The following is a 21,323-nucleotide window of genomic DNA, read 5'->3' as shown; positions in this document are numbered from 1 at the left end:
GGGGTGGGGTTGTCAGTGGTCAGGTGGTCAAGTGATCAGGTGACTGGCGCAGGGCGGAATACGGCTGACGGTTCCTCTCTATAATCGTGTTTTGAGCGAGCAATCTACATCGATTAAGAAATCCTCTACACGGGCGCATTCGATGGCCGTGGCTTCGGGCATTCTGCTGAGCCGGCTGATCGGGCTGGTGCGGGACCGCGTATTTGCGCATTATTTCGGCAACACCGACGCGGCGGACGCGTTCCGGGCAGCGTTCCGCATTCCTAATTTTCTGCAGAATCTGTTTGGCGAAGGGGTGCTGTCCGCGTCGTTCATCCCGGTGTATGCACGGCTGAACGCGGAAGACAGGCACGAAGAGGCGTCGCAACTCGCGGAAGCGGTTTTCGTGATTTTGGTGCTGCTCACCAGTGTGCTGACGGTGGTGGGGATCTTCGCCACGCCGTGGCTGATCGACCTGATCGCGCCGGGCTTTCACGGTGACAAGCGGCTGCTGACCATCAAGCTGGTGCAGATTCTGTTTCCGGGAGCGGCGCTGCTGGTGCTGTCGGCGTGGTGCCTGGGAATTCTGAACAGCCACCGCAAATTCTTTTTGTCGTACGCTGCACCGGTGATGTGGAACGTGGCGATGATCGCCACGCTGCTGTGGGGCGGCCAGCGTCATCGCGGCGCGGATTTGATTGTGCTGCTGGCGATGGGCTCCGTGGTGGGCAGCGGGCTGCAGTTTGCCGCGCAGGTTCCCACGGTGCTGAAGTTCCTTTGGCCACTGCGGGTGCGGCTGCATGCGGGCGAGCATGTACGGACGGTGGCGAAGAACTTCTTCCCAGTGTTTCTGAGCCGCGGCGTGGTGCAGATCAGCGCGTATATCGATTCGTGGCTGGCCAGTTTTCTAGGGACTGGCGCGGTGTCGGCGCTGGGTTACGCGCAGACGCTGTACACGCTGCCGGTGAGTTTGTTCGGCATGGCCGTGGCGGCTGCAGAGCTGCCAGCGATGTCTGCCGAGTTGGGTTCGCGGAGCGAGATTTCCGCGGCGCTTCGGCAGAGGCTGACGGCGGGATTGCAGCAGATTGCGTTCTTCGTGATTCCGTCGGCGGTGGGTTTTGTGCTGCTGGGCGATGTCATTGTTGCGCTGATTTATCGGTCGGGCCAGTTCCAGCATAGAGATGTGCTGTTCGTGTGGGGCGTGCTGGCGTGCTCGGCTGTGGGACTGCTGGCGTCGACGTCGGGGCGGCTGTATTCGTCGGCGTTCTACGCGCTGCGAAATACGCGGACGCCGCTGAACTTCGCGATGATTCGCGTGGCGCTGACGCTGGGGCTGGGGTATTTGTTCGCGCTTCCGCTGCCTAGGATGCTGGGAATCGATCAGCGATGGGGGACGGCGGGACTGACGCTGTCGGCGGGAATCGCTGGGTGGCTGGAGTTCCTGCTGCTGCGGCGGGGTATGCACAAGCGCATTGGCGAGGTTCCCTCGGGCGCAGGCAGGATCGTGCGGCTGTGGGCAGTGGCGATTGGCGCTGGCCTAGCGGGGGTGGGAATAAGGCGGCTGCTTCCTTTCCATGACCCGCGGCTGGTGGGGCCGGTTGTGCTGGCGGTCTATGGAGCGCTCTACCTTGGCGTAACGCAGGCGATGGGCATCGGCAATATGGGCGCGATCAACCGATTGCTGGGTCGGCGGCGGTAACGCCGCCGACATCAACTTTGTCCGCGGCGGGACGCACGTTGGTTCGGTTGGCGGGGCTGTTTCGTCGCTTCTCTCAGGGCCTTTTCGACTACGGCGCGGACCGCAAATGCGAGTACATCGTCCGTCTGCTTCTGGTTGAGGCAGCGTACGTCGTGAAGTGCAATGATGGGTTCCCAGCCAATGAGAACGCACAAAGCAGAGACGAGACGCTCGAATTCGTCTGCGGAGAGCAGCGGCCGCGCTGGGGCAAGAGCGTGCTCGATCCATTGCACACGGCGATAGCCGCGCCGCGGCCCACCCGCTGCGGGTTCTGTTCCCTCCACAGTAAGGCGGATCAGGGCGCGCCCCAGGTGCATCGACTGCGATGAGTAAGCACCCAGCGCACGGCTGAGTTCCTCGACACGCTGCGCAGGGTCATGAGAGGTAAACCCGGCGAGCACGTGATCGATCGTATCGCGGGTGAGCGCGCCAAGTGTGGCAGTAATGAGCAGCTGCTCGAGCGTGGGGAAATACATGTAAAGCGTGCGCCGCGACACCTGAGCAGCGGCCGCTATCTCCGACATGGAAGGCGTGGCACCGCCCGCCATCAGCTGCATTGTGGCGTCGATGATGGCCGCACGTGTGCGGTTGCGCTGGGCTACGCGGCCGGAGCTTGCAGGCTCCGGAGGAGGTGCGGGGGGCTGCGGACGATTTTTGTTGACGCGGGCCATCGATGCTGCTAATTATACATGCGTGCAGTTATTGCACACATGTGCAATTAAACAAGGAGAGCATCATGGACCGAAGGAGATTTCTGGAAATGTCGTCGATCGCCGCGCTGGGAGCAGCGCCGGTAAAGGAGGCACTTGCGATGGGAGATGTGAAGCCGATGGGAGGGATGCCGCTGATGATCGCGGGCCCCGAGGATGCGCGGATCTACAAACTGGCGGGCGGCGGCGAGGCCCGGCTAATGGCTACGGGAGAGAACACGAACGGGACCTGGTGGATGGGCCGGTTCCGGGAAGATCCCGGATTTATGACGCACTACCATTACCATCCCAATACCGATGAGCAGTTCTACGTGCTCGACGGAGTTTTGTCGCTCTACACCGATGGTAGGTGGCACGAACTCGGGCCCGGTTCGCTGGGTGTGATGCCGCGCGGGAAGCCGCATGCCCAAGGCAATCGAGGGAACGTGCCGGTGCACGTGATCGGCACAGGCGCTCCGGCGGGATTCGAGCAAATGTTTCCGGCGATGGATGAGTTGCTGAAGCGGACAACGCCCGGAAGTCCCGAGTTCATTGCGGAGTTCCAGAAGATATGTTCGCGGTGCGATATCGTGTCGCTGGGGCCGGCGCCCAAGTAGAGAAAACAAGGCGGAGGTCGATGTGGCTTCCGCTTCGGCGCAAGTCCCGGCGGAGGTAACGGGCCTATTCCGGCACGATTCGCATGTCCGAGCGGAAGACGTGATAGTTGTCGAACACGACATCGTTCAGGCGAGTTGCATACCGCGTGCCCGCAGGGCCGCCGTTCTTCGCAGGCGATCCCTCAGACGAAAATGACACGCTGCGCAAGGGGCAGATGTAGTCCTTGCTGCCGATCTCCACTGCGCCATACTCCACCATGATGTCGGCGCGATCCAGGGGCGGGCCGGGAGCCAGGTCCGCTTGAAGGGCCAATCGCAGGATCGTTCCCGATGCGGGGTCGATCCCGATCTCTCCGTGATATGCCGTAATGAATCCAGCCGTACTGCCGCTGGTGTTCAAGAGAGCCGCGGAAGAGACCTGGTAATGCGATTGGGCCTCCGACACGTTGTATGCGAATACTGCCATCGCCCCGTTTGGCCCGGTCTCCCAGTGACTCCACTTCATGTCCCCGTGGGAAGCGTCCACGACGACCGTTGAGAGCACCGGGCCGAAGATGCCTCGCGTGACAAGCTCGGTTTGCCGCGCATCGGCCTTGTCGCGACCGTTGCCTACCACTTCTTTTCCATCGCGATAAAGAACGGTCACTGTCTCCTCATTCGCCCGGCGGAGTGGAGGATGGTCCTGTGGAGCAGCTCCGTTCTTGGCGACGGTCTGGAGGCCTTCAAAGCGGACCGTTGTCCGCCGGGCAAAGAAGTTCGGCAGCTTCGGAACAACCTGGCCCAGGTAGTTCACGGCAAGGGAAACGATCCGTCGTTGGGCGACCAGATCAGGCGCAGCAAGAGCTGGAATCTCGTTAGCCGGCGGCATGAGAAATACAGATGAGTCCACAAGCGCCGTCAATGCCGCCTTCGATTTTTCTCCGGGCATCAGGCTGCTGAGTGAAGCGAACTTTGCGCTGCTCAATCGCTCAGTGAGTTGGAGATGCTCGATCTCGCGGGCCGCGACGGCGTCGCTTTGGCCCTTCAGCGCGTCGAGTGATGCGATGAGTTCCGCCACAGTGACGAACTTCCGGACAGTATGCTCGTCTGCCGAAGGACTTTGTTCGGGGGCCGTCGCGCGCACTGCGGGCTCAGGCGAGGGGTTCTCCGGCTCACTGTAGTATCCGATGATGGTGCGTGCGGTCAGTCCAGCGCCGTTCACTGCCACGCGGATTTCGTGGTACTCGTTGGCTGCATGCTTTGGCGGATCGAACGAAAGTGAATAGAACGTGTTGGCTTCGGCGGCGAAGTTATCCAACATGTCGGCGACTACGCTATCGCGATTGGTCTGCGGCAGTTCCCCTCTGCCGCCGCTCTTGATGGCCAGGACATTCAGAGCCAGCGCCCTGGCATCCACGTCCGATAGCTTTTTCACCGGTTTCAGATAATCACGCCTGTAATACTCGCCACCCGAATAGCCGCCGTAAAGCACGATGCGTGCGGCCCGCAGTAGCTTTGCAATTTGCACTGCGACCGCGTAGTAGGTGCGCTGGTCGCGTACATCGGCCTTGGTGAACGCCCCCTGCGGTGGCAGCGGAGTAGCCCATCCAGGACCGAGCCAGACCAGTTGCTTTCGTCCCGGTACGCCTGTCTCCCTGGTAGCCAGTGCGACCAGAGCGTTGAGGGATAGTTCAAGTACATCAAGTCCGCGCGGCTTAACTGTTGCTCCGAGTCCGTTCACGATGTTGGCCAGCGCGTTGCCGTCGCGCGATGGCTGAGAGAGGATCTTCATGCCGGAGGGAGTGAGTTGGGCAATCGTAGTGGGTTGCCCCAGGCGGCCATCGTTCTCACGGAGAAACCTCACCAGTCCCTGCCGCATGAAGCCCATCTCAGTGAACCCGTTATTGAGAGAGTCGATGACGATGATCATCTGCGTGGGGGCATTCTGGGCCCGCGCATGCAGGTCGGGTCCAGCAAACGTGGCGATCTGCCGCTCGGCACCATCTTCGAAGATGCGGAAGTCTCGAGACTGCAAGCTGGAAACGGGCTTGCCTGCGGCATCGGTGACCACTACGTCCAGAGTGATACGTCCATTGAGGTTGGGCTGTGCCTGCGCTCCGCCTGAACGAAGGGCGATGGACCCAATCTGGAGGGCAATGAAGACAACATGTAAAGCGATCTTCAGTCGCAAGGAGCCCAACTTGCTTTTATGAAGTCTCATTATCCGAAGGTCCAGCCCAGATCAGTGTCGGCAAACACTGATTTGACTAAAGATTGCTTCACGCGGGTACGAGTATTTTGAAGATAGTTGAGGGTCAGCGAGGGGCTAACGCAAGCAGTCACGCGCATCGAGGCGGGCCAGGACGCGCTCGACCAGGTGATCGAGATCAGTCGGGTTGGCAGGAGGGGACGGCGGCTCTACAAAGGGACTAAATCGCGCATCGGGCCAGCCGAGGCGACGTTTGGCGGCGAGCAGTTCCTGCATCTTCGGCTCGGAGATGGGCAGCAGCGGACGGCCGACCTGCTGCGCGATCAGATACATGGTGCAGTAGGTCTCGAGGATCTCAGCGAGCCACTCCGCGTGTGTGACGGTGTCAGACCAGCAGACGATACCGTGATTGGCGAGCAGGATCGTGTTGTGGTCGTGCACGAAGGGGCGGATGGTCTCGGCGAAGCCAGGGGTGCCGGGGGTCTCGTATGGCGCTACGGCAACGGGGCCGATGAAGAACTCGAACTCCGACATGTATCCGTTGGGCGGAGCGGAGCCAGTGAGGGCGAAGCCTGTGGCATGCGGCGGATGGCAATGCACGACGGCGCGGGCGCGTGGGTTGAAGCGATAGATCTCGAGGTGCAGCAGCAGTTCGCTGGTGCGGAGGCGGTCGCCGGCGAGGATGTTGCCTTCGAGGTCGGTAAGGCAGATGTCCGCCGGCTGCAGGTCGCCTTTGCTGAGCATGGTGGGGGTGCAGAGCACGTACTCGGAGTTGAGACGCGCACTGATGTTGCCGCCTGCGCCGTCAACGTATTTGCGCTCCCACAGCTTGCGACCTACGGCGATGATCTCGGCGCGCAGGCCATCAGCCTCGAAGGAGTTGACGGCAACGGAGGGGGAGACGTGCACGGGCTCGCGTTCGCGCAGGACGCTGAGCGCTGCTTCCACCACTTCCCTCACCTGCGTGGCATCGAGTTCGCGAACTGGGCTCACACCCTACATATACGTCGGGAGAGGCGTTCAGGGACGTGATTTGGATCACGGCTGCATCCCTGGGTTGTGTCTCCCTTCCCAAAGCCCATCGTCAAAAATGGGCGCCGGGGTTCCCAAGGGAATGTAGGTTCACAGGCTTAACCAGCGTGGACGAGCTTGCGCTGCAGGTCCTCCAGGGTCTGGCCTTTCGTCTCCGGATAGAAGAACAGGACAGTGAAGAACTGCACGGCTGTCATCACCGCGAAGAAGATGAAAGGCGAAGCCGGGCTCATGGAGTTGACCACGATGGGGAATGCCATCGCGATGGCGGCATTCATGAACCAGTGGCTGGCCGAACCCACTCCCTGGCCCTTGGAGCGGACGGAGGTGGGGAAGACTTCGCCGATGTAAACCCAGATCACGGCTCCCTGGGAAAGCGCGAAGAAGGCGATGTAAGTAACGAGGATCCAGACGAGCATGCCCTGGTGGGCATGAGTGGCGAAGATGCCAGCCACACCGGCAAGGCACAGGGCGGTTCCGGCCGCGCCGATGAGCAGCAGCGTCTTGCGGCCGAGTTTGTCGATGACGCTCATGCCGATCATGGTGAAGAGGAGGTTGGTAGCGCCGATGGCGATGGCCTTTTGATCGCCGGAGAGGGTGCTGTAACCGGCGTAGGCGAAGATGTCGTTGATGTAGTAAAGGATGGCGTTGATGCCGGCAAGCTGGTTGAACGCGCCTATCGAAATAGCAAGGAAGAGGGGGAAGCGGTACTTGAACTGGAAGACGCGCTCGTGGGCGGTGGCGTGTTCCTCGTTGAGCGCGGAGCGGATGTCGGCAAGCTCGGCTTCGGGGTCCGGGTCGCCCATGAGGCGGAGGACCTCAAGGGCTTCGTCGATGCGGTCGCGGGAGGCGGACCAGCGCGGGCTGCGCGGAATGCCGAAGAGCATGATGAGGAAGCCGACCGCCGGCACGCCGGCGACGCCCACCTGCCAACGCCACTCGGTTGCGCCCAGGTGCATGGTGCGGATGACGTAGTTCGACATGTAAGCCAGCATGATGCCAAAGACGACATTGAATTGGAACAGTGCGACAAAGCGGCCGCGCCACTTGGCAGGTGAGAGCTCGGCGATGTAGACGGGGCCGAGGACGGAGGAAGCGCCGATGCCGAGGCCGCCAATGAAGCGGAAAACGAGGAAGGAATCCCAGTTCCAGGCGAAGGCGCATCCGGCGGCGGAGATGACGTAGAGGATCGCGGTGAGCCGGAGGGTTTCGCGACTGCCCAGGCGCTGCCCGATCTGTCCCGCGCCGAGCGCGCCGATGACGGTGCCGACAAGGCCGATGGCAACAGTGAACCCCTTATACTGCGGACTCAGGTGATAGAGGTTGACGAGGGCATCGATAGCGCCCGCAATCACAACAGTATCGAAGCCGAAGAGAAGTCCGCCGAGCGCACCGGTCAGGGTGGCCTTCATCAGATTCAGGTTAGGTCGCATGCCCGTCCTTGTTGGAACCAGACCATCCTAACGGGGAGGCTCTGCGGTCGTATAGTGCGACGCGTGTTCCCGGGGCGGAGTTCCTGCTTCGACAGGCGGCTTCACGATGAGGACGCGGCAGCGCTGCTTGCCGCTGGTGCTCCAAGCGAGCGTCATATTGCTCTCAATGTAGGCGCAGTCGCCGGCTTCGAGCAGCTCGTTCATGCCGCCGGCGCTGAACTCCAGTTTGCCTTCAATGACGTAGATCAGTCCGCAGGTCTCGTCATTTGGTTCGCTCAGCGAGAGCGGTGCGGCCGAGGTAACTTCGACCATTTCGGCATGCATCCGGGCACCCTGGCCCGGCGCGGTGAGAGGGATGGTGCGGGCAGTGTCAGAGCTGCGGGCGTTTCCCTGCAGGTGGGCTTTGCGGGTTATGGAGAGCGCGTGCCGTTCCGGCTCATTGAAGAAGTAACTGAGCCCTACGCCGTAGACGCGGCAGATGGTGGCAAGCGTGGGCAGGGTGGGAATCATGCGGTCGGTTTCGAGCTTGGAGAGCAGGGCGGTGGAGAGGCCTGTCTCGGCTGCCAACCGCGAGAGGGTAAGGCGCTTTCTGGTGCGCAGCGCCCGCAGTTTCATTCCCAAGGCATAAGTTTGGAGCGACCACACAGCATACGAGATGGATTTCGGCATTGGCTTTCAGCCTTTCTTCCGGCAGAATGCACCAGGCGCGGAGCCGATATCTGGAGGGAATTCTGAAGAATTTCTGCACCTTCAAGTGCGCTTCATCACTTTGCGGGAAGAACTGCTGCTTTTTGCAGATGCAATGCGCCGGGCCGGCTCACATGCTTGTAACGTATTCCGCCTGCAACGGTTGCAGGCAGGTTTTGCATCAAAGTGATCGACCCAAGGTCGGTTTCCCCCCGTTTTCCACCTCACTACCTCATTAAAAGGAAAGTGCCGATGAACTGCTTGCTTAAGGTTTCTCGCTTTTGCTCTATCTACATTGCCATCGTGCTTTTTACTTTCGTGTCCGCAACCGCACTTCCCCGCCCCGCATTCGCCTCCGGTGCAGCGGCGGGCGCAGGTGCTCCCGATGCAACCGGCGATGTGCTGGTGCTGAGCAACGGCGACACGCTCCATGGAAAGCTGGTGAAGGTCGCCGGCGGCAAGGTGACGTTTCACTCGGAGGCGCTGGGCGATGTGGACGTAAGCTGGGACCACGTCAAGGAGATGCATTCTGCCGATCAGTTCGGCGTGCTGCAAAAGGGTGTGAAGCTGAGCCACAAGAAAGGCGCGGCGGCGCAGATTCCCACTGGCTCAGTGGACGTAGCGAACCAGTCGATCACGCTTCATGCGGCGGATGCGGCGCCAACGCCGGCGTCGATACCGGTTGCGAACGCAGCGTACGTGGTGGATACAGCAACCATTCAGAAGCAATTCCACGAGCCAAGCTTCTTCAAGGGATGGAATGGCGCCGCAACCGCCGGTGCAACGCTGGTGCAGGCCACGCAGAATCAGTACACGGTGTCGGGCGCATTGAGCCTGGTGCGGCTGGTTCCGACTGTGAACTGGCTCGATCCGCGCAATCGCACGATGTTCGACTTCCAGGGCTCCTACGGCAAGATCACTGAACCTGGCGTGCCGACCACCAAGTCTGCCATCTTTCACATAGACGCGGAACGCGACCAATACTTCTCGCCAAAGATGTATGCGCTAGCGCAGACCGCCTTCGATCACAATTTCGCGCAGAACCTGCAACTACAGCAGATCTACGGCGGCGGACTGGGCTGGACCCTCTTCAGCACTCCGCGGCACGAGGCCGACGTGAAGGGCACGGTGCAATACGAAAGGCAGCAATTCATCACCGGGACAACGGGCACCACCGAGGACCTGATCGGCTCTACGTTCGCGTTCAACTACATTCTTCACACGAAACCGTTCACATACACGCAGGAGCTTGCCTATATCCCTTCGTATAACGTGCCGCGCGCTTACTCGGCGAACGAAACGAATACTGTAGCCTTCACCGCTTACAAAAACTTCGGATTCTCCGTCGGCACGATTGACAGCTATCTGAACAACCCTCCGGCGACGGTGCCCGCCACCAAGCGCAACTCCTTCCAATTCACGATGGGCCTCACGTACGCGATCAAATCACAGTACTGAAGTCCGCTTCGGCCGCTCGCTTCAAAGATGCGCGGCCGAAGGCTGCTTTGCGAAGAACTGTCCAGCACCTTTACCCCACATGTGTGAGATAGAACACACACACTTCATTGAATTTGATCCGTCGAACAACTGATTGAGCATGTTGTTACGCGGCAGGATCGGTCTGTCAGATTGACAGTTGCCGTTTCTCTGAAGGGATGGATAATGGATGCGCAATCTCGGAATGTGTGGTTCCGATGAATCTATCTGCAGTCGACTCGTCGCGAGGCACAGGACCCAGGTTCAGGTTTGGAGACTACTGTCTCGAACCGGACGGTACGCTTCTCCGCCACCAGGTTCCGGTGCATCTTCCCGCGAAGGAACTTGCCGCCCTGCGGCTGCTACTTCAGCATGCCGGCCACATCGTCACTCCGCAGCAGTTGCGCGACACGGTTTGGGGAGACGTTCACGTCACAGCCGACAGCATTCCGCGATGCATCTCGTCGCTGCGCGCGAGGCTCGAAGCTGAAGACCGCATTCAGACAATCTACAAGCAGGGATACCGCCTCACCGGAGAGGTGGAGAAGGACGTTATGTCTACGGCTGCCGATCCAGCGCTGCTTCGTCTGGCTTTGGTTCCTTTTTCCTGCGGGCCGAACGTGCCGGAGCACATGGGACAAGCGGTAGCCGAAGATGCTACCGCAAGGCTGACGGCGTTACGGCCGCAGATCTTCTCAATGCTGGCGCGCGATTCAGCGTTCACGCTCGCCGACAAAGGTATGAGCGCCCAGCAGGTGGGTGAAGCGCTGCAGGCGGATCTGGTCCTGACGGGAACCGTGCAGATCTTGGGCCGGCATTTTCGCCTGCGCATGGAATTGATTCGCATAGAGGACGGGACGCAGATCTGGGTGGAAGATGCATTAGTCTCGCGCGATCGTGCGGCCGCTCTGCAAGAGATGGTTGTTGAACGGCTTGCCTTCAGATCTGGCGTCAACGTCGAAACACCTTCGTCTGTACCGAGCGGTTCAGATCACCACAGCCGCGCGTTCGACACATTTTTGCGCGGCCGTTACGAATGGCAGTCGACGGAGCCCCACAGGATGCAGGACGGGCTTCGTTACCTGCATCACGCGATTGAGTTGGACCCGGGACTGCTGCAGGCGCGCGTGGACATCGTTCGCGCCACCGTGACGCAGGAACTTCTCGGCTATACAGCGCCTCGAATTGCCGGACAGCAGGTCAAGCATATCGCCGAGTCGCTGAGGGAGCACGAGGATGCGCGCGCGGCGATTCTTCCTGCGCTGGCATGGATGAAGTTCCACGTGGATCGTGACCTGACCGCCGCACAGAGCATGTTCGATTGCGGCATCAATCGCCCATTCGACCCGTGGGAAGCACGCATTCGCGCTTTATTTGCAGCCAGCCGCCACCGCTTCAGCGAAGCCACAGGATTGTTGAGTGCAGCGGTCGAAAAGGACCCGTATTCGCCGTGGTTGAATGCGGAACTGGCGCTGGTTTATCACCTCTCCGGAAAAAACGGCGAAAGCATGCGGCAGGTGGCGCGGTGTCTTGATCTCAGTCCGGATCACGTGGCGGGCCGGCTGTATGGCGGCGCGATTCTGGCATTCAACGGTGAAGCGGAGCGCGCCATCTCCCTCACGAAAGAGCTGGCACAGCAGACGCCGTATTTCGATATGGCGATTGCCGTCCACGCCTACGCCTTGGCCTGCAACGGAGATCGGAATGCGGCTGAGGACTGGCTGGAGCGCCTGCAGTGGCTCAGCCATGAACGCTACGTAGTACGATCTTTCGCCTCGCCGGCCTATGCCGCGCTGGGCGATTGCGAATGCGCGATGGCCGAACTTCGCGCTGGAGACGAGGACCGCTGCCCCTGGTTCTTTGCCATGCTCTCGGACCCGCGGTTGAAACCGCTGCATGACCTGGCGGAGTTCCAGGCCATGCGGGCGCAGCTCGAGGCGATGGAATGCGCGGCGACAGAGATCGCTGAGGCCACACCCGAGCCGTTGCCGCAGTGAGTGCGCTGACGAAAAAGTGCATGTAAAGCAGCCTAGATTCAAGAGCCTGCACGCAGCGAGGCGTCCTGCGGTGACCGATGTCACACAATTCCAGACCCACTGTGCTCAATAATTTCGAGTAATCAACATGGACATTGCCCGCAACTAGTGGTAACTGTCTGTTCATTCCTCATTTCCTGGTCCATTGTGGAGGCCACCCGTGTTACTAGGGATCTTGAAGGAGACGTCTCCCGGCGAGTCGCGTGTCGCTCTCTTGCCTGAGAGTCTTAAGGGACTGAAAGCTCAGGGGATCGATATTTCGGTTGAAGCGGGTGCGGGCGCGGCAGCGGGCGCCCGGGATGCGGACTATGCCGAAGCAGGCGCCACTATTACGACGAATCGGGCCGACCTGCTGGCCAGCGCCGATGTGTTGCCAGGGGTGAATGCGCTTGACCCCGCCGACCAGGCTCGCTTGAAAGCAGGCGCCGTGGTGATCGGCTTCCTGAAGCCGCTCGACGCGTCCTCGGCTCTGCAGGCTGCGATCGAGCGCGGCGCGACGCTGTTCAGCATGGAACTGGTTCCGCGCATCACGCGCGCGCAGTCGATGGACGCCCTCTCATCGATGGCCACGGTAGCTGGATACAAGGCCATCGTGATGGCGGCCGACCGGCTGCCGCGCCTCTTTCCCATGCTGATGACGGCGGCGGGAACGGTTCCGCCCGCCAAGGTGTTCGTGATCGGCGCGGGCGTGGCGGGGCTGCAGGCCATCGCTACGGCGCGCAGACTGGGCGCGGTCGTCGAAGCGTATGACGTGCGCGCTGCAGCAGGTGAACAGGTGCGATCGTTGGGGGCAAAGTTCCTCGACGTCGACCTGGGAGGAATCAATACCGAGGGCGGCGGCGGATATGCGGCAGAGCTGACCGAGGAGGCTCTCGATCGCGGACGGGACCTCATTACGAAGACCGCGGCTCACTCCGACGTGATCGTAAGCACCGCGCAAGTGCCGGGACGGCCGGCACCGCGGCTCATCCGACGCGAGGCCGTGGAAGCGATGCGGCCGGGTGCGGTGCTGGTGGACCTGGCTGCTCCCGCGGGGGGCAACTGCGAGCTCACCAAGCCCGGAGTCACGCAGCAGATCAATGGAGTCACGCTGCTGGCGCCTCTGAACCTGCCGGCCGAGGTCCCAGTCGATGCGAGCAAGCTCTACGCGCGCAATGTACTCAACTTCCTCGGGCTCATTGTGAAGAAGGGCGAGCTGGCGATCGACCTGACGGATGAAGTTTTGGCCGGGGCGTGTGTGGCGCACCAGGGCAAGCCAGTTAATCCGAGAGTTGCGAAATTGCTGGAGCCGATAGCCAGTAGCTCGTAGCCATCAGCCATCGCGCAGCACCCGAATGTAACCGCTACAGGCCAATCAAGTTCGACCAGAGAGATTTCTGATGAATGCGAATGTCTTCAGTCCCGCTGTATTGATCGCTTCCGTATACGTGTTCGCGCTGGCGGCGTTTCTTGGCTACCAGGTCATCAGCCGCGTGCCCCCCCTGCTGCACACGCCGTTGATGTCGGCCACGAATGCCATCTCGGGCATTTCGCTGATCGGCTCGCTGGTGCTGGCGGGATCAAAGGGCTATCCGCTGCCTGCGCACATTCTGGGCTTCGTGGCCGTGACTACCGCCACCATCAACGTGGTGGGCGGCTTCGGCATTACGGATCGCATGCTGAAGATGTTCAAGAACCGCGCGGCGGCCGCGAAGAAGGAGGAAGCGAAGTGAATTTCGCCACCTACTCTCCTTCGATGTATTTCATGGAAGCGACGTACCTGATCGCGTCGATTCTCTTCATCCTTTCGCTGAAGATGATGTCGCACCCTGACACCGCGCGGCGAGGGATGTTCCTTGCGGAAGGCGGCATGTTTGCCGCGGTAGTGGGAACGCTCATTGGCGGGCACATCATCTCATGGACGTGGATCATCGCCGGTCTAAGCCTCGGATCCATCATCGGCGCGTGGATGGCTGTATCTGTGCCGATGACGGCGATGCCGCAGCGAACCGCGCTTTCACACGCGTTCGGCGCGCTGGCGGCGGCGCTGGTCGGTATTGGCGAGTTCCTGGTGAACATCAACGAGCTTGGCCCGGTGAAGCGTGGCGCACTCGGATTCGAAATCATCCTGGGCGCGCTCACAACGACGGGTTCGCTGATTGCGGCGGGCAAGCTGCAGGGCATTGTTCCGGGCAGACCGATCCAGTTCAAGGGGCAGAACATCGTGAACCTCGCGACCGCGGCTGCGATGGCAGGATGCTTCTTCTACTTCTGGTTCAATCCTGAAGCAAGCGCGGTGTTTTACAGCATGCTCGGCATTGCGTTCCTGTTTGGTGTGATGCTGGTGATTCCGATCGGCTCGGCGGATATGCCTGTCGTGATGTCGCTGTTGAATTCCTATGCTGGCCTCGCGGCGGCGGCAACAGGATTTGTGCTCGGAAACAACGTGCTCATCATCGCCGGCACGCTCGACGGCTTCTCGGGATTCATTCTGTCAGTGCTGATGTGCAAAGCGATGAACCGGTCTATCACCAATGTGCTGTTCGGCGGGTTCGGCTCGGTGATCGCGGAGGAAACACATTCCGCCGGCGGCGTGATGCGCGAGATCTCGCTGGACGACGCGGCCATGCAGTTGGCGTTTGCCAGCCGCGTCATCTTCGTTCCCGGGTATGGTTTGGCAACTGCGCAGGCCCAGCACGCGGTGCGTGAGCTGGCCGACATGCTTGAGGAGCGCGGCGTGACGGTCAAGTATGCGATTCATCCAGTAGCGGGACGCATGCCGGGACACATGAATGTGCTGCTTGCCGAAGCGAATGTGCCCTATTCGGCTTTGTATGAGATGGAGCAAATCAACCCGGAATTTCCATCGACTGATGTTGCAGTGGTGATCGGCGCAAACGATGTGGTGAATCCCGACGCACGCGACAATCCGAAGTCGCTGATCGCGGGCATGCCGATCCTTGAGGTGGATCGCGCTCGAAGCGTAATCGTGTTGAAACGCGGGCAGGGGCGCGGCTTCTCGGGCCTCGAGAATCCGCTGTTCTTCAAGTCGTGCACTTCCATGCTCTACGGAGATGCCAAATCGAGCCTGACCCACCTGGCACAGGCGGTGCAGCACGTTTAGGCCGCATGGGGCAAACCTAAATAACGTTGTGCCGGTTGGTTGGATGTGTTAGCTTCCTACCCACAGGAAAATCCTTGAAGAACGGGTGCACGCCGAGGCTGACGTATGTTTCCGGGGAAAACTGAGGGAGCTGCTCGCAGCGTCGACGAGCTCGAAGAAGGCACAAACCGCAAGCGGATTGTCTGGATCGCCTTGTTCGTTACTGCAACAGTCGCTGCGTGTCTCTCGGTCTACCTGTCATGGCGGCCACTAAACCGCCATCCTGATCCCACGCCATATGACAGCCTGATTGGCCAACTCCGCGCCAACATGTCCGAGGACGACATTCTGGCGCTTTTCCGGCAAGCAAGCGATGGCAACGTGCGGGCAGAGGTTAGATCTTTCGACGAACCAGCCTCCAAGGGTGGACGGCACGTGATCTCCTACGGCATCGGCTCCGACGATCCACTGAAGGTTCGCTTTGGCGGACCCGCTGGCCGCACTCCGACACAGTGGTGCTACCGCGATCAGTGCGACAAAATTGAGTAAGGACATGCATTAGGGAAGAGGGAGTCGCAACTCTCCCCTCTGGGCCTATGCAGTTCCTATCCACTTCTCCCTATCCCCGACTCCCTGCCCTTTCCAACAAAATAGGCGGCAAGCTGTGCTTGCCGCCGCCCTGTCCCTGGGTTTTCTCGAAAGTGCTTCAGTACTGCTTGATTACTGCAAAAGCTTGGTCACTTCCTGCTGCATGCTGTTGGCCTGGGCCAGCGCTGCAATGCCCGTCTGGCTCAGAATCTGGTACTTCGACATTGCTGAAGTCGCGGAGGCATAGTCGGTGGCCTGGATGGCGTTCTGCGCCGAGACAATGTTCTCCTGCTGCGTGCTCATGACCTGGCTGATGGCGTTCAGCGTGTTGATCTGCGCGCCGATGTAGCCGTCCTGCGATGCGACCGAAGAGACTGCGGCATTGAGGAGCGACAAAGCGCCTTGAGCAAATGCCGTCGTGGTGAGCTTGGTACCGGCGAGGCTCGTCGAGCCGCCCGCCGCGGCAGTGTAGCTGAGAGTAGCGATGCCGCTGCTCAATCCGCCATTGACCGAGTTCTGCGCGGCACCTTGAGCGACGCCGGCCTGCGTGTCTTTCATCGTGGTTCCGGTACTGTTATCGACACCGACGTGATATCCGGCTGCGGTGGGACCTGTACCTGAGCCTACAAAAGTGCCGGAGATCTGGATGCCCGTATCGGTTCCGGTACCGCCGACCACGCCGGCCGCAGCGCGCGTTGTGAATGTCGCCGTCACGCCCAGCCCCGCGTTGTTGATGGCCTGGATCATGCCACCAACGGTGTTGCTGTAGGGGGTGGTGCCACCAGTCGAAACGCTCTTTGTGACCGTGGTGCCGTTGGCCTGAAGAATCGTGAACGTGATGGTGCTCCCGGCCGTGATGGAGTCGGTGGTCTGGGCGTTGGCGCCAGCTCCGCTGGCGGTCAGATCCACGAAGGTGCTTTGGCCGGAACCGTAAGAGATGGTGCCGTTGGCGTCGCCCATCGAAGTGGAACTGAGCTGTGCGAAGTAAAGGCTGTCGATTGAAGCGCCCGTGCTCGACGAGTCTCCCGTATAGATGTTGACCGTCGACCCCGTGAAGACCTGGTTCTGGTTGTAAGTCGTAGTGGAACCGATGTTGTTGATCTCCGACAGGATCGACTGGTATTCCTGATCGGCCGCCGCTGCCTGCGAGGCGTTCAGCGTGCCGTTGGAAGCTTCGGTCGCGAGAGTGATGGCGCGATTCAGCAGGTTGGTCACCTGCGAGAGCGCTCCGTCGGCCACCTGGAGAAGGCCCACGCCTTCCGTAGCGTTGGTAGCCGATTGGGTGAGCGCCTTGGCGTTCGCCCCCAGGCCGTTCACGAGAGAAAGGCCGGCGGCGTCGTCTGCGCCCGAGTTAATCCTGGAACCCGAAGAGAGCTGCTGGAGAACGCTCTGCAGGCTCGTATTCGTGTTGTTCAGATTGTGCTCAGCATAGATCGCTGACAGGTTGTTCAATACACCGAGGGCCATGGAAGCTCACTCCTTTTTGATGCTCGCTTCGCCGGCGGTCTGACCAGTTCCGGTCGATCCTGCCGCACCCGCCGGCGATTTCTTGAGCGCCTTGGGCTTTGCTGCATCCACCCCTTTCATCGGAGCGAGCCGGAATAACTTTAGTCATGGAGTGAAGATTCTTTTTGAGACACTTTGTCCAGCGTTAGAACAGATGTGTTTCAAGCCGAGTCAAGGGGTGTCTCAATCCCGGCCACTCGCTGTGCCGATTCAAGTCAGTTAGTGTGCAGGTTTCGCACACTGGCCCGCAGACTTGGTTTCCGTCTTTGCCCGCACATAAAAAACGGCGGCGAGATTGAATCCCGCCGCCACCGGTTTTTGGCTTCAACCGTATTTTGCTCTCTGCCTATACCATGTGATGCAAAATCCGGCGAGCAGATGTACCACGCTCTAAAACGCGTCCGTAATGGCCGGCTGGCCGGGGGCAGGCAGCTCATTTAGAAAGCTTTGCGGCTCCGGCCCTCCGGGAGGTGGGGGAGATCCTGCCGGTCCCGCACCAGGGCCGCCGGGGCCCGGACCACCCCTCCGCCAGCCGCGTGTACCGGCCGGGCCGGGGCCGCGATGCCGTTCGCTCCGAATCGCCTGCAGTTGCTTCCACTGGTCCGGCGAGAGCTTGGCGCGCAGTGCCAGCAGGAAGCGCGCGTTGGCCTTTTCGAGCTCCGCCCGGGCCTGCGCCACCTTGTCAATCTGCGCGAGGATCGCCGACTCGTTGGGCTGATCCGCGCTTATCAGTGGCTCCAAAGCGCCTTCAGCTTTTTCCACGCCGGCGCGCTTATCGATGAGCCCATCGCGATTCTGCTGGAGAATGTCGTCCATCGATTTGCGCTGGTCATCGGTCAGGTTCAGCTTTTCGATCACCTGCGGATCATTCCACCATCGGCCGTGCGGCCCGTGGGCGCCAAGCGCGCGCTCCATCGGCGGCCGGTGCTCGCCAAAGCCGGAGCCCGGTGCCGCGTCCGGTGCCTGCGCCACCGCTTGGAGTCCGCCTGCAGCCAAGGCCGCGATCAACAATGCTGTCTGTATTAGGTTGTGTGCCTTCATTTCCTCTCTCCTCGATCCTGAATGGTTCTTGTTCTTCGTGTGCGATCTAACCTGCTGAGTACAAAGAATCCCCAGCCCCGTTCCCAGGGGATCCAGACCTTTACTGCCGTTGTTTGCTACTGGATTTCGTCTGCCGTGAGCGCCAGCGGCGCCATGGCCGCCGGCACCTGGCGGGAAACAGCGCTGTCTACCGCCGCCATCAGGTCCTCTGTGTCCGTGGCCGCCGCGCTCTCCCGGGCGCGCTGTTCGTCTGCCAGCCGCTGCCGCTCAAGATCCTGCTGATGCTGTCTTTCCTGGGCAATGATCTGGCTGTGATGGCGCTCATAAGCCGCGGTCCCCAGAATGCCGAACGACAAGATCAGGCTCAGAACCCACCCGATGGCGCGGCGCCAGGCAATCGCCTGCGGAGCTGAAGACAGGGCCGGACGGGGACGGTTGTAGGCGGCATCGCTCCAGGCATGTAGGCTAGCGCGAAAGTCTCCAAGCGCCGAGCGCAGCACGGGATCGTCAATATCCGTATCTACCGGGTTAACCTGGTTCGTCTGCTCCGTCATTTCCGTCCTCCCAACTGCTCCCTAACCCTCGCCGTAGCGCGCGACAGGTGCGCCTTTACGGTTCCCTCGCTGAGGCCCGTCGCCGCCGCTATCTCGGCGATCTCCATCTCTTCCACGAACCGCAGAAGGAATACGGACCTCTGCCGTCCGCTCAACTTCTCCACTGCCAGCCAAACGCCTTTCACCCGCTCCCGCGCGAGCACCTGCTGCTCAGGGGAGCTCTCCCCGCTGGGCAGCCACTCGCTGGCCTCGTCCACGTCCACCGCATTAGTGCGGGTGGTCCGCCAGAACTGCAGCCGCCGGTTACGCCAGTGGTCCTTCTGCAGGTTGATGGCGATGCGCATCAACCACGTCAGCACGCTGGACTCGCCGCGAAACCCTGCCCAATTGCGATGCGCCTTGAGAAAGCACTCCTGCGTCAGGGTTTCGGCCAGATCCACGTCGCGCGTGGAGGCTAGCAGAAACCTGAAGATCTGCTGACGATGCGAGGTGACGACCTGCGAGAAATCCTCGGAGGCGATCTCCTGGGCCGTTTCCATCGACATTGGTAGAATCCCGGCTGCCATCACTCTGGTAGACGGCGGGCCTGCCAGCGAGTTTACAGTGCACTTCAATTCGATGGGGCTGCGGCTCAACGCTAGCAATTTTGGCAGTCGCACTGAGCGCCCCCTGCTGGTCTGCTGAGGGGTACCTTCATTCGACGGAGGGTTCGCCCATGACCACCCGCTTGCTCCTCGACCAAAACGAACGCTTTGCCCAGGCTCGGGAGGTCTTCCTCCGTCTTTGCTTGATTGCGGCAATGGCGGTCAGTTGCTACATCTTGCTGCTGCCATTCCTCAAGATCATCGTTGCCGGAATCATCATCGGAATTGCGGTCTTTCCCAGCTATCGAATGTTGGCGCGCTGGATGGGCGGCCGCAATACGCTGGCGGCGGTGCTCTGTACCCTGGTGATGATGGCAGTGCTCATCGTGCCCGCCGTGCTGCTAGCCGGAACACTGGCCGATGGGGTGGGCACACTGACAAAACAGATCAAGTCAGGTCACGTGGACATTCCCATGCCAACCGCCTTGCTGAAAGTGCCGGTAGTAGGACACAAGCTGGAAGAGTTGCAGACGCTGCTTTCCACCAATTTGCCCGAAGCACTGAACCGGTACTCGCCAGAGATCAAGAGCAGGGTTCCGGCGGTAGTCTCGGCAACCGCCGGCATAGGCGGAACGCTGGTGCAGTTGCTAATAGGCATCGTGCTGGCTGGATTTTTGATAGCGAAGAACCAAGTTGCCGTGCAGTTTGCCGACCGGCTCTTTGCCCGGATTTTTGGCGTTCGCGGCAACGACATGAAGCTCCTTGTAGGCTCGACCGTGCGGAGCGTCACCAACGGGATTGTCGGCGTGGCGGTGATCCAGACCTTACTGGCAAGTCTCGGCTTCTGGCTGGTCGGACTTCCCGGCGCTGGACTCTGGGCGGTACTGTTCCTGATTGCGTCGGTGTTGCAGGTGGGCATGCTGGTGCTCCTCCCATCCGTCATCTTCGTGTTTGCCGTCAAATCTACAACTGCGGCGGTGATTTATCTGGGCTGGGCCGTTGTGGTGGGACTGATCGACAACGTACTCAAGCCAATCCTGCTGGGGCGAGGCAGCAAAGTGCCTATGCTCGTAGTGTTCCTCGGCGTGTTGGGCGGTTTCGTGGCGATGAACATTATCGGGATGTTCGTGGGGGCCGTGGTTCTTTCGGTGGGATACGAGCTCTTCGTAGTCTGGCTGGGGCCGGAGGTGCCAGTCGAGACCGTGACGAAGGTGGAGCGGCCAGTCACCGTTTGACGGTGATAGGCTGGGAGAGAAAACGCTTTCTACAGAGGCTTTCTCATGCTCCTTCCCACGCTTCGCGAAGAGGTTCTTAAGGCCAACCAGGAGATCGCCCGTCGCGGCCTGGCACCCCACACCTTTGGCAATGTCAGCGGTATCGATCGCTCCGGTCAGGAGCCGCTTGTGGTCATCAAGCCGAGCGGCGTGGACTACGCCACGATGAAGCCCGAAGACCTGGTCATCACCGATCTGGATGGAAGGATTAAGGAGGGTAGTCTTCGGCCTTCCAGCGACCTCGACACTCACACGCTCCTCTACCGGGAGTTCCCGCAGATTGGCGGCGTGGTGCATACGCATTCCGAGTTCGCGACCGCCTGGGCGCAGGCCTGCCGGCCGATTCCCTTCCTCGGAACCACCCACGCGGACTACTTCCACGGGCCCGTTCCCGTCACCGATCCCCTGACCGAGGCCGAGGTGAACGAAGCCTATGTGCGGAACACCGGCGCGGTGATCGCCCGGCGCTTCAAAGAAGGCGGGCTAGACCCGGTTGCTCTGCCTGGCGTGCTGGTGGCCGGTCATGCACCGTTCGCCTGGGGCAAGTCGCCCATGGAAGCGGTGGAGCATGCGGACGTGCTGGAATACATCGCGCGGCTGGCGTTCCGGAGCGTGCTTCTTGGCGCGGCCGAAGCGGGGCTGCCTGCTTACGTGGGACAGCATCATTATTTGCGCAAGCACGGTCCGAAGGCCACCTATGGACAGAAATAGTTACTCTCTGAGCGTCTACGAAATCTGGAAAACCGTCGAGGAAACTACCGTAAGCGATTGTTTTGTAAAGCACTATCGAATACCATAGCTGCTTTCATCTTTCTGTAT

General features: G+C 60.7%; 20 protein-coding genes. 11 read left to right on the top strand and 9 right to left on the bottom strand.

Features of this window, described 5'->3' with window-relative positions; genetic code table 11:
- Positions 1–91 precede the first annotated feature (91 nt).
- Positions 92–1,678, top strand: a complete 1,587-nt coding sequence (gene murJ / locus MOP44_RS16025) for a murein biosynthesis integral membrane protein MurJ (RefSeq protein WP_260791132.1) — start codon at positions 92–94, stop codon at positions 1,676–1,678.
- Between the two features lie 11 nt (positions 1,679–1,689).
- Here murJ and MOP44_RS16020 read toward each other — a convergent pair whose 3' ends face one another.
- Positions 1,690–2,388: a TetR/AcrR family transcriptional regulator gene (locus tag MOP44_RS16020; protein WP_260791131.1), complete on the bottom strand. Its 699-nt coding sequence runs from the start codon at positions 2,386–2,388 to the stop codon at positions 1,690–1,692.
- A gap of 65 nt (positions 2,389–2,453) precedes the next feature.
- Here MOP44_RS16020 and MOP44_RS16015 point away from each other — a divergent pair, with 65 nt between their 5' ends.
- Complete coding sequence (locus MOP44_RS16015; protein WP_260791130.1) at positions 2,454–3,023, top strand: cupin domain-containing protein; 570 nt, start codon at positions 2,454–2,456, stop codon at positions 3,021–3,023.
- 64 nt (positions 3,024–3,087) lie between these two features.
- Here MOP44_RS16015 and MOP44_RS16010 read toward each other — a convergent pair whose 3' ends face one another.
- The 4 genes from MOP44_RS16010 to MOP44_RS15995 all read right to left on the bottom strand — a co-directional run bounded on the left by MOP44_RS16010 (position 3,088) and on the right by MOP44_RS15995 (position 8,291).
- Complete coding sequence (locus MOP44_RS16010) at positions 3,088–5,223, bottom strand: VWA domain-containing protein (RefSeq protein ID WP_260791129.1); 2,136 nt, start codon at positions 5,221–5,223, stop codon at positions 3,088–3,090.
- A gap of 105 nt (positions 5,224–5,328) precedes the next feature.
- The gene (locus tag MOP44_RS16005; protein WP_260791128.1) at positions 5,329–6,204 is read right to left on the bottom strand and encodes a class II aldolase/adducin family protein; all 876 of its coding nucleotides are present in this window, start codon (positions 6,202–6,204) and stop codon (positions 5,329–5,331) included.
- Between the two features lie 137 nt (positions 6,205–6,341).
- Positions 6,342–7,655: a sugar porter family MFS transporter gene (locus tag MOP44_RS16000; protein WP_260791127.1), complete on the bottom strand. Its 1,314-nt coding sequence runs from the start codon at positions 7,653–7,655 to the stop codon at positions 6,342–6,344.
- Between the two features lie 48 nt (positions 7,656–7,703).
- Positions 7,704–8,291 (bottom strand): helix-turn-helix domain-containing protein, encoded by a 588-nt coding sequence (locus MOP44_RS15995; RefSeq protein WP_260791125.1) that lies wholly within the window; start codon positions 8,289–8,291, stop codon positions 7,704–7,706.
- A 40-nt stretch (positions 8,292–8,331) separates the two neighbouring features.
- Between MOP44_RS15995 and MOP44_RS15990 the strand changes: the two genes are divergently transcribed.
- The 7 genes from MOP44_RS15990 (at position 8,332) to MOP44_RS15960 (ending at position 15,506) form a co-directional block, all read left to right on the top strand.
- A complete protein-coding gene (locus tag MOP44_RS15990; protein WP_260791124.1) occupies positions 8,332–8,553 on the top strand; it encodes a hypothetical protein in 222 nt (73 codons plus the stop codon).
- 113 nt (positions 8,554–8,666) lie between these two features.
- Entirely contained in the window at positions 8,667–9,821 is a 1,155-nt protein-coding gene (locus MOP44_RS15985) for a DUF481 domain-containing protein (protein WP_260791122.1), read from the top strand.
- A gap of 236 nt (positions 9,822–10,057) precedes the next feature.
- Positions 10,058–11,836, top strand: a complete 1,779-nt coding sequence (locus tag MOP44_RS15980) for a winged helix-turn-helix domain-containing protein (RefSeq protein ID WP_260791120.1) — start codon at positions 10,058–10,060, stop codon at positions 11,834–11,836.
- A 199-nt stretch (positions 11,837–12,035) separates the two neighbouring features.
- Positions 12,036–13,184, top strand: a complete 1,149-nt coding sequence (locus tag MOP44_RS15975) for an NAD(P) transhydrogenase subunit alpha (protein WP_260791118.1) — start codon at positions 12,036–12,038, stop codon at positions 13,182–13,184.
- A gap of 70 nt (positions 13,185–13,254) precedes the next feature.
- Complete coding sequence (locus MOP44_RS15970; protein WP_260791116.1) at positions 13,255–13,587, top strand: NAD(P) transhydrogenase subunit alpha; 333 nt, start codon at positions 13,255–13,257, stop codon at positions 13,585–13,587.
- Positions 13,584–14,978 (top strand): NAD(P)(+) transhydrogenase (Re/Si-specific) subunit beta, encoded by a 1,395-nt coding sequence (locus MOP44_RS15965; RefSeq protein ID WP_260791114.1) that lies wholly within the window; start codon positions 13,584–13,586, stop codon positions 14,976–14,978. Before MOP44_RS15970 ends, MOP44_RS15965 begins: the two co-directional genes overlap by 4 nt.
- 105 nt (positions 14,979–15,083) lie before the next feature.
- Complete coding sequence (locus tag MOP44_RS15960) at positions 15,084–15,506, top strand: hypothetical protein (RefSeq protein ID WP_260791112.1); 423 nt, start codon at positions 15,084–15,086, stop codon at positions 15,504–15,506.
- Between the two features lie 171 nt (positions 15,507–15,677).
- Here the strand turns inward: MOP44_RS15960 and MOP44_RS15955 are convergent, their stop codons facing one another.
- The 4 genes from MOP44_RS15955 to MOP44_RS15940 all read right to left on the bottom strand — a co-directional run bounded on the left by MOP44_RS15955 (position 15,678) and on the right by MOP44_RS15940 (position 19,191).
- Positions 15,678–17,012 (bottom strand): flagellin N-terminal helical domain-containing protein, encoded by a 1,335-nt coding sequence (locus MOP44_RS15955; protein WP_260791110.1) that lies wholly within the window; start codon positions 17,010–17,012, stop codon positions 15,678–15,680.
- A gap of 429 nt (positions 17,013–17,441) precedes the next feature.
- Positions 17,442–18,092, bottom strand: coding sequence for a Spy/CpxP family protein refolding chaperone (locus MOP44_RS15950; RefSeq protein ID WP_260791108.1), 651 nt, complete (start codon positions 18,090–18,092; stop codon positions 17,442–17,444).
- Between the two features lie 116 nt (positions 18,093–18,208).
- Complete coding sequence (locus tag MOP44_RS15945) at positions 18,209–18,646, bottom strand: hypothetical protein (RefSeq protein ID WP_260791106.1); 438 nt, start codon at positions 18,644–18,646, stop codon at positions 18,209–18,211.
- Positions 18,643–19,191, bottom strand: coding sequence for an RNA polymerase sigma factor (locus MOP44_RS15940; RefSeq protein WP_260791104.1), 549 nt, complete (start codon positions 19,189–19,191; stop codon positions 18,643–18,645). Before MOP44_RS15940 ends, MOP44_RS15945 begins: the two co-directional genes overlap by 4 nt.
- Before the next feature lie 170 nt (positions 19,192–19,361).
- On the opposite strand from MOP44_RS15940, the gene MOP44_RS15935 reads away from it, so the two are divergent.
- Together MOP44_RS15935 and araD are read left to right on the top strand one after the other, a co-directional pair.
- The gene (locus MOP44_RS15935) at positions 19,362–20,465 is read left to right on the top strand and encodes an AI-2E family transporter (protein ID WP_260791102.1); all 1,104 of its coding nucleotides are present in this window, start codon (positions 19,362–19,364) and stop codon (positions 20,463–20,465) included.
- A 45-nt stretch (positions 20,466–20,510) separates the two neighbouring features.
- Positions 20,511–21,215: an L-ribulose-5-phosphate 4-epimerase AraD gene (araD, locus tag MOP44_RS15930; RefSeq protein WP_260791100.1), complete on the top strand. Its 705-nt coding sequence runs from the start codon at positions 20,511–20,513 to the stop codon at positions 21,213–21,215.
- Positions 21,216–21,323: the final 108 nt, after the last annotated feature.

This window comes from Occallatibacter riparius, assembly GCF_025264625.1.
GTDB classification, from domain to species: Bacteria; Acidobacteriota; Terriglobia; order Terriglobales; family Acidobacteriaceae; genus Telmatobacter; species Telmatobacter riparius.
This window is presented reverse-complemented; position numbering and strand designations above follow the sequence as displayed.

Excerpts from the sequence above, each read along its gene's own strand:
- MOP44_RS16020 (WP_260791131.1), bottom strand. The coding sequence starts at position 2,388 with ATGGCCCGCGTCAACAAAAATCGTCCGCAGCCCCCCGCACCTCCTCCG.
- MOP44_RS16015 (WP_260791130.1), top strand. The coding sequence starts at position 2,454 with ATGGACCGAAGGAGATTTCTGGAAATGTCGTCGATCGCCGCGCTGGGA.
- MOP44_RS16010 (WP_260791129.1), bottom strand. The coding sequence starts at position 5,223 with ATGAGACTTCATAAAAGCAAGTTGGGCTCCTTGCGACTGAAGATCGCT.
- MOP44_RS16000 (WP_260791127.1), bottom strand. The coding sequence starts at position 7,655 with ATGAAGGCCACCCTGACCGGTGCGCTCGGCGGACTTCTCTTCGGCTTC.
- MOP44_RS15995 (WP_260791125.1), bottom strand. The coding sequence starts at position 8,291 with ATGAAACTGCGGGCGCTGCGCACCAGAAAGCGCCTTACCCTCTCGCGG.
- MOP44_RS15990 (WP_260791124.1), top strand. The coding sequence starts at position 8,332 with ATGGATTTCGGCATTGGCTTTCAGCCTTTCTTCCGGCAGAATGCACCA.
- MOP44_RS15980 (WP_260791120.1), top strand. The coding sequence starts at position 10,058 with ATGAATCTATCTGCAGTCGACTCGTCGCGAGGCACAGGACCCAGGTTC.
- MOP44_RS15970 (WP_260791116.1), top strand. The coding sequence starts at position 13,255 with ATGAATGCGAATGTCTTCAGTCCCGCTGTATTGATCGCTTCCGTATAC.
- MOP44_RS15960 (WP_260791112.1), top strand. The coding sequence starts at position 15,084 with ATGTTTCCGGGGAAAACTGAGGGAGCTGCTCGCAGCGTCGACGAGCTC.
- MOP44_RS15955 (WP_260791110.1), bottom strand. The coding sequence starts at position 17,012 with ATGGCCCTCGGTGTATTGAACAACCTGTCAGCGATCTATGCTGAGCAC.
- MOP44_RS15950 (WP_260791108.1), bottom strand. The coding sequence starts at position 18,092 with ATGAAGGCACACAACCTAATACAGACAGCATTGTTGATCGCGGCCTTG.
- MOP44_RS15945 (WP_260791106.1), bottom strand. The coding sequence starts at position 18,646 with ATGACGGAGCAGACGAACCAGGTTAACCCGGTAGATACGGATATTGAC.
- MOP44_RS15940 (WP_260791104.1), bottom strand. The coding sequence starts at position 19,191 with ATGTCGATGGAAACGGCCCAGGAGATCGCCTCCGAGGATTTCTCGCAG.
- MOP44_RS15935 (WP_260791102.1), top strand. The coding sequence starts at position 19,362 with ATGACCACCCGCTTGCTCCTCGACCAAAACGAACGCTTTGCCCAGGCT.
- araD (WP_260791100.1), top strand. The coding sequence starts at position 20,511 with ATGCTCCTTCCCACGCTTCGCGAAGAGGTTCTTAAGGCCAACCAGGAG.